The sequence below is a fragment of the Microbacterium sp. 13-71-7 genome (assembly GCF_002257455.1).
Taxonomy (GTDB): Bacteria; Actinomycetota; Actinomycetes; order Actinomycetales; family Microbacteriaceae; genus Microbacterium.
In genome coordinates this window covers 1-6,264 of sequence record NZ_NCKN01000227.1, presented here as the reverse complement: position 1 = coordinate 6,264, position 6,264 = coordinate 1, and the positions used below count along the sequence as shown (strand labels likewise).

The following is a 6,264-nucleotide window of genomic DNA, read 5'->3' as shown; positions in this document are numbered from 1 at the left end:
GTCGCGCGGGCGACCTGCTCGATCAGGCCAGGATCCCAGGTCGCCGCCATCCCGAGCTGCGTCGGGTAGATCGTCGCGCCCGGCCAGAACGAGTGGCCATGGATGCAGTCCTCGCCCACCAGCAGCGGGATGCGCAGCCGCGTCTCGGCGGTGAGCCGGTTGGCCTCCAGGATGCGCTCCGGCGAGGTGTGCAGGATCGAGCCGACGTGGCGCCGGAGAACGTGGTCGCGCAGGTCGTCGCGCGCGTCGAGCTGCAGCATCTGCCCGACCTTCTCCTCGACCGTCATGCGGCCCAGCAGGTCGGCCACGCGTTCTGGCGTCCCGAGGCTCGGATCGCGGAAGGGCAGGGCGTCGCTCATGCGGTGGTGCTCTCTGGTTCGGCGGCCGCTCCGGCCGCGGTGGTCGGCGCCGGCAGCACGCCGGGGCGCACCGCGGTCACGGCGGCGTTCTGGTCGATGCCGCGCTTCTTGAGGGCGCGGGCGCGCTCTCCGGCGGAGCGCAGGCGGGGGTTGACGTACTCGTCGATGCCGAAGTTGATGAGCGACAGCGCGACGCCGAGCAGGGCGATGCAGAGCCCGGCCGGCACGTACCACCACCAGTAGTCGGGGAAGGCGTTGTTCTGCTGCGCCCAGAACAGGATCGTGCCCCAGTTCAGGTTCGACACCGGGATGACCCCGATGAACGCGAGCGTGGTGAGTCCGAGCACGGCCGCGGTCATGGTGCCCACGAAGCTCGACGCGATGATCGCCATCAGGTTCGGGAGCATCTCGACCAGGATGATCCGGTGCAGCGGTTCGCCGTTGGCGCGCGCGGCCTGGATGAAGTCGCGGTTGCGCAGCGACATCGTCTGCGCCCGCAGCACCCTGCCGCCCCACGCCCAGCCGGTCAGCCCCAGCACCGCGGCGATGATCCACAGCGGCGGATCCTGGAACTGCGAAGCGACGATGATGATGAGCGGCAGCGCGGGGAGCACCAGGAAGACGTTCGCGAGCGCCGAGAGGGCCTCGCTCTTCCAGCCGCGCAGATAGCCGGCGGTCACCCCGACGACGATGGCCACGACGGTCGCCATGATCGTCGCGAGGAAGCCGACCAGCAGCACGCCGCGGGTGCCGTAGACGAGCTGGCTGAACACGTCCTCGCCGATGTGCGTCGTGCCCAGCAGATGCTGGAGCGAGGGCGCCTCGAGCGTCTGATCCAGGTGCTGCGCGGTCGGCGGATACGGCGCGATCCACGGGGCGAAGATCGCGACGATCGCGAACGCGCCGAGGATGATCAGCCCGGTCGCCGACTTGGGGTTGCCGAACATGGCGAGCGAGGCGCGCAGTTGCGACCAGAACGTGCGCCGGGATACGGGCCCGGGGTCGGCGGTCAGGACCGCGACCGTCTCGGGGGCGCCCGCGCCGGGAGGCGGTGCGAGGAGCTCTTGCTTCGTGGCGGGAACGTTCATGCTCAGCCCTCCGTCTGACGGGTGCGCGGATCGAGGACGGCGTAGACGATGTCGGCGATGATGTTCGCCACGAGCACCGCCATCACCAGGACGAGGAAGATGCCCTGCATCAGGGCGTAGTCCTTGGCGTTGGTCGCGTTCAGCAGGAGCAGGCCGATCCCGGGGTAGGAGAAGACCATCTCCATCACGATCGTGCCGCCGACGATGAAGCCGAGCGAGAGCGCGAAGCTCTGGATCTGCGGCAGCACGGCGTTGCGCGCGGCGTACTTCCAGAGCACCCGACGGTTCGGCATGCCCTTCGCCTGCGCCACCGTGATGTAGTCCTCGTCGAGCACCGTGAGCATCATGTTGCGCATGCCGAGCACCCAGCCGCCCAGCGACGCGATCACGATCGTCAGCACGGGCAGCGCGGCGTGCGAGAGCACCTGGCCGATGAACTCGGCGTTCCACCCCGGTTCGACGCCGACCTCGTAGGCGTGCCCGGCCGGGAACCAGCCCAGCGTCGAGGAGAAGAGCGCGATGAAGATGAGGCCGAACCAGAAGTACGGCACCGTGCCGAGGAAGGTGGTCACCGGCACGAGGGCGTCGAGCGCGCTGCCGCGCCTCCAGCCGATCACGGCGCCCACGCTCGTGCCGATCGCGAAGGAGATCACGGTGGCGACGCCGACGAGGCCGAGGGTCCAGGGCAGGGCGGAGGCGATCGCCTCACTCACCGGGGCCATGCCGGTCGAGATCGAGACGCCGAGGTCGCCGCGCAGCAGCATCCCCCAGTAGTCGAGGTACTGCTGCCACAGCGGCACCGAGGAGTCGAGGCCGAACATCAGGCGCAGCGCCTTCTCCGCGGCGGGCGTGAGCTGCCCCTGGCTGCGGGCCATGAACGAGTCCACCGCGTCGCCCTTCATCATCCGCGGGATGAAGAAGTTGATCGTGATGGCCGCCCACGCGGTGAACAGGTAGAAGGCGGCGCGGTTCAGGATGAAGCGCCACGGCACGCGGATCCCTCCGCGCTCGGCGCGCGTCGCGGTGGTGCCCACCAGCGTCGGGTCGAGGGCGGGGGCGGTCGTCGGTTCGGCGCTCATCGCGCACCTCCTGCCACGGGCACCGCGGGCCTGCCGAAGTGCTTCTCGGGATCGGGCGACGCGGCGCGCAGCTCGCGGGTGTACGGATCCTGCGGGTTCAGGATCACGTCGTCGGCGGGGCCGCGCTCCACGACCCTGCCCTGGTTGAGCACCATGATCTCGTCGCTGAAGTGACGGGCGGTGGCCAGGTCATGCGTGATGTAGAGCACGCCCAGCCCCTCCTCCCGCTGCAGCTCGGCGAGCAGGTTCAGCACCCCGAGCCGGATCGAGACGTCGAGCATCGAGACCGGCTCGTCGGCGATCAACAGGTCGGGACGGGAGGCCAGGGCTCTGGCGATCGCGACGCGCTGCCGCTGCCCTCCGGAGAGCTCGTGCGGACGACGGTCGATCACGGCGTCCGGCTCGAGCCGGACGCGGTCGAGGAGGCGGCGCACCTCGGCGTCGACGTCCTTCCGGGGCACGACGCGGTCCAGCTGCAGCGGGCGCTCGATGTGGTGCCGGATCGAGTGGGACGGATTCAGCGACGCGAACGGATCCTGGAACACCATCCGCAGGCGCTGCCGGTACCGGCGCAGACCCGCGCCCCGGCGCGGGATCGCCTCGCCGTCCAGCAGCACCTCGCCGTGGGTGGGGGTCTCCAGCTGGGTGAGGATCTTCGCGATCGTGGACTTGCCGCTGCCCGACTGCCCGACCAGGCCGATGGTCTGGCGCGCGCCGAGCGTGAAGCTCACGTCGTCCAGCGCCCTGATCCGCCCGGCTCCGCGGACGTTGTACACCTTCGTGACGTTCTTGACCTCGAGCGTCGTCATCGCCGCACCATCCCTCTCTCGCCCGTGAGCCGGGGGAACGAGCTCAGCAGCGTCCTGGTGTACTCGTGCTGCGGGTCGGTCCAGATCTGCTCGGCGGTGGCCAACTCGACGATCTCCCCGGCGCGCATGATCGCGATGCGGTCGCTGATCTCCAGCAGCAGCGGCAGATCATGCGTGATGAAGACGACAGAGAAGCCGAACTCGCGGCGCAGCTGCGAGATCTGGCTGAGGATCTCGCGCTGCACCAGCACGTCGAGCGCGGTGGTCGGCTCGTCCATGACCATGAGCTGGGGACGCAGGGCGAGCGCCATCGCGATCATCACGCGCTGCCGCATCCCGCCGGAGAGCTCGTGCGGGTAGGAGCGGCGCCGCTGCCCGCCCACCTTCACGATCTCCAGGAGCTCGACGACCGCGTCCCGGCGCTCGGTGCGGCTCATCCCGGGGCGGTGCACCCGGAACACGTCGTCCAGCTGCGCGCCGATCGTGGCCACGGGGTTGAGCGCGTTCATCGCGCCCTGGAACACCATCGAGATCCGATCCCAGCGGAACCGGCGCATCTGCTCGACGTCGAGCGCGTTGACGTCGACGTCCTCGCCGGACGCGTCGTGGAAGGTGACGCTGCCGCTGGTGATCACGGCCGGAGGCTTGAGCAGCCGCTGCACGCCGTACGCGAGGGTCGTCTTGCCGCAGCCGCTCTCGCCGGCCAGGCCGACGATCTCGCCGCGGCCGATCTCGAGGGTGACGTTCTTGACCGCCGCGACCGGCGGATCCACGTCGTACACGACGGAGAAGTCGCGCACGGAGAGAAGGGGGTCTGTCATGAGGGCTTGCTCCTGTAGCGGCCGTCGAGCGAGATCGCGCGCCGGCCCTGAGGGACTCGAAGGGCGCGACCGGGACGAAACGCGGTACTCCGTCATGCCCGCGTTCCGTCCCGATGCGCTCGCCCGACGAGCGAGGGGTGATCGGACGGTTACTTGCCCGCCGGCTTCAGCTTCAGCACGACCTGGACCGCCGAGGGCTGCGTCGGGTCGGCCGTCGCGTACTGCTCGTCCTCGCTCGGCCATCCGGTGTACTTCCGGGTGTTGTACTCGCCCAGCTGCGGGTGGGTGCCGATCGGGATCGCCGGCACGTCCTCCACGAAGATCTTCTGCAGCTTGTTCAGCGCGTCCGTACGGGTCGCGTCGTCCGAGGCCTGCGCGTACTGCTTCAGCAGCGCGGTCGCCTCGGGGTTGTTGTAGCGGCCGAAGTTGTCGGAGACCTTGCCGCCGGACTCCTGCTCCAGGTAGGCGCCGTTCATCACGTCGTCGTAGATGTGCCACGGGTTCGTGCCCGAACCCGTCCAGTGCAGCGCGGCGTCGAAGTTGCCGGTCGCGACGTTGCTGAGCCAGGTGTCCGCGTCGGGGGTGGCGACCTTGGCGTCGGCGCCCAGCGTGCTCTTGACCTGCGTGGCGACGAGCTGGATCCCGGTGACGTAGTCGTTCCAGCCCTGCGGATCCTGCAGCGTGAACGACACCGGAGCGCCGGCCGGATCGATCAGCGCGTCCTTGTTCCAGGTGTAGCCTGCATCGCTGAGCACCTTCTTGGCGCCGTCCACATCGATCGAGAAGGTCTTGCCCTTGTAGTCGGGCGCGATGTACTGGTCGCCCGTCGGCTGCGGGATGCCGGTCACGCTCGTCAGCTCGGGGCCCGCATTGCTGCGCGCCTTCTCGGCGTGCGCCTTGCGGTCGATCACCATGTTCACGGCCTTGCGGAACGCGGGGTCGTTGAACGGCGCCTTCGTCGTGTTCACCAGGATCATGTCCGGGCTCAGCACGTTCGCGGCCCAGAACACGTTGTGCTTCGCGTCCTTGTCTACGTAGTTCTTCTGGAAGTCGGTGATGAAGATCTGCGCCCAGTCGGTCTCGCCGTTCTGCAGGCCGCGGAGCAGCCCCGTGTTGTCGTTGTACTCGAGGTACTTGAGCTGCGGGACGGGCACGTCGCCGCCCCAGTAGTCCTTGCGCGAGGAGAGCACGACGCCCTGCGAGGAGAAGCTCTTGATCGTGTACGGGCCGGTGCCGATGGCCTCCTTCACCGGATCCTTGGTCGGATCGGCGATGGCCTTCCACTGGTGCTCCGGCACGATGCCGACCTGCAGCACGTCGCCCTGCTTGACGAACTTGGACTCGCTGAAGGACAGCACGACCTTGTCGCCGTCCTTCTTGATGTCGGCCAGCTTGAGCCCGCCGAGGTCGAGCGCCGGGGTGTTCTTGATCAGCGTGTAGGTGAAGACGATGTCGTCGGCGGTGAACGGCTTGCCGTCGCTCCATTTCACGCCCGTGCGCGGGGTGACCGTCAGCTGCGTGTAGTCGGCGTTCCACTCGACCTTCGAGGCCAGCCACGGCGTGGTCTCGTTCTTGCCGACCGGGTTCACCATGGCGAGCGGCTCGTAGATCATCCGGTCGTAGCCGAGCGACATGCCGGATCCGGTGCTGATGAACGGGTTGTTGATCTGGGTGGCGAGCACCGCGGCGCCGTCGGGCTTCGCGATCGTGAGCGACCCGCCGGCAGAGCCGGACGTGCTGCCGCCGCCCGACGAGCAGCCGGTCAGCGCCGCCGCGCTGATCGCCGCGAAGGCCGTCACCGCGATCAAGGTCTTCCTGAGCGTCATTGCTTCTCCTTCTGGTGGGGGCACGGCCGTCGTGCGCCCATCTGGTGCGGGGTCCCGCTTCCCTGTGGGGGAATTTACTTACTAGCGGGAAAGTAAGTAAAGGTGAGGTTACCGATCAGTAAGCTGGATGACAAGCAGGGGAGGGGAACGAGATGGTCACGACCGCATCGAGCCGCGTGAAGTCGCGACCGGAGACCGAGCGCAAGCGCACCGAGATCCTGAAGGCCGCGATGGAGATCTTCGGCGCCAAGGGATCCACGAACGGCACCCTCGCCGACATCG

At 68.6% G+C, this 6,264-nt stretch carries 6 protein-coding genes; all 6 read right to left on the bottom strand.

Annotated features, from left to right (window positions below):
- The coding region (locus B7X32_RS17230) for a glycoside hydrolase family 3 N-terminal domain-containing protein (RefSeq protein WP_292722399.1) at positions 1-359 on the bottom strand (359 nt) is incomplete at its 3' end.
- On the bottom strand, positions 356-1,306 hold the full coding sequence (locus B7X32_RS17225; protein ID WP_292722402.1) for an ABC transporter permease: 951 nt from the start codon (positions 1,304-1,306) through the stop codon (positions 356-358). The genes B7X32_RS17230 and B7X32_RS17225, both read right to left, overlap by 4 nt.
- A gap of 143 nt (positions 1,307-1,449) precedes the next feature.
- Positions 1,450-2,526 (bottom strand): ABC transporter permease, encoded by a 1,077-nt coding sequence (locus B7X32_RS17220; protein ID WP_292722397.1) that lies wholly within the window; start codon positions 2,524-2,526, stop codon positions 1,450-1,452.
- A complete protein-coding gene (locus B7X32_RS17215; RefSeq protein WP_292722394.1) occupies positions 2,523-3,335 on the bottom strand; it encodes an ATP-binding cassette domain-containing protein in 813 nt (270 codons plus the stop codon). Before B7X32_RS17215 ends, B7X32_RS17220 begins: the two co-directional genes overlap by 4 nt.
- The gene (locus B7X32_RS17210; RefSeq protein ID WP_292722391.1) at positions 3,332-4,156 is read right to left on the bottom strand and encodes an ABC transporter ATP-binding protein; all 825 of its coding nucleotides are present in this window, start codon (positions 4,154-4,156) and stop codon (positions 3,332-3,334) included. The genes B7X32_RS17215 and B7X32_RS17210 overlap by 4 nt, the downstream gene beginning before the upstream one ends.
- A gap of 149 nt (positions 4,157-4,305) precedes the next feature.
- Positions 4,306-5,982, bottom strand: a complete 1,677-nt coding sequence (locus tag B7X32_RS17205; RefSeq protein ID WP_292722388.1) for an ABC transporter substrate-binding protein — start codon at positions 5,980-5,982, stop codon at positions 4,306-4,308.
- Between the last annotated feature and the right edge of the window lie 282 nt (positions 5,983-6,264).

Bases quoted from the DNA above. Each gene is read 5' to 3' on its own strand.
- B7X32_RS17205 (WP_292722388.1), bottom strand. From the start codon at position 5,982: ATGACGCTCAGGAAGACCTTGATCGCGGTGACGGCCTTCGCGGCGATC.
- B7X32_RS17215 (WP_292722394.1), bottom strand. From the start codon at position 3,335: ATGACGACGCTCGAGGTCAAGAACGTCACGAAGGTGTACAACGTCCGC.
- B7X32_RS17210 (WP_292722391.1), bottom strand. From the start codon at position 4,156: ATGACAGACCCCCTTCTCTCCGTGCGCGACTTCTCCGTCGTGTACGAC.
- B7X32_RS17220 (WP_292722397.1), bottom strand. From the start codon at position 2,526: ATGAGCGCCGAACCGACGACCGCCCCCGCCCTCGACCCGACGCTGGTG.
- B7X32_RS17225 (WP_292722402.1), bottom strand. From the start codon at position 1,306: ATGTTCGGCAACCCCAAGTCGGCGACCGGGCTGATCATCCTCGGCGCG.